General features: G+C 64.6%; 1 pseudogene. It reads left to right on the top strand.

The features are described from left to right. Positions 1-151: 151 nt before the first annotated feature. Positions 152-353, top strand: a pseudogene (locus tag BST12_RS29710) (1-deoxy-D-xylulose-5-phosphate reductoisomerase); the annotation flags it as partial.

The raw sequence follows: 353 nt of genomic DNA, 5'->3' as shown, positions 1-353 counted from the left end.
CATCGATACGGATCGTCGTGCGCACGCATGGCATCTTAGCATCAAGCGCAGGCATCAAGACGATTGCATTCCACGGGGAAGTGTGGCTACCGGTGGACGCGTCGTGATCCGGCGGCGCGGTGACAACGAGGTGGTGGCGCACAATGATGAGGTGACCAACTCGACCGACGGGCGCGCTGACGGCCGGTTGCGGGTGGTGGTGCTGGGCAGTACCGGCTCGATCGGCACCCAGGCGCTTCAGGTCATCGCCGACAATCCGGACCGTTTCGAGGTAGTCGGGCTGGCCGCTGGCGGCGCCCATCTGGACACGTTGCTGCGACAACGTGCGCAGACCGGGGTGACCAATATTGCCG

It is taken from the genome of Mycobacterium angelicum, from assembly GCF_002086155.1.
Taxonomy (GTDB): Bacteria; Actinomycetota; Actinomycetes; order Mycobacteriales; family Mycobacteriaceae; genus Mycobacterium; species Mycobacterium angelicum.
The sequence above is the reverse complement of the archived record's forward strand: the minus strand, read 5'-3'. Positions and strand labels throughout refer to the sequence as shown.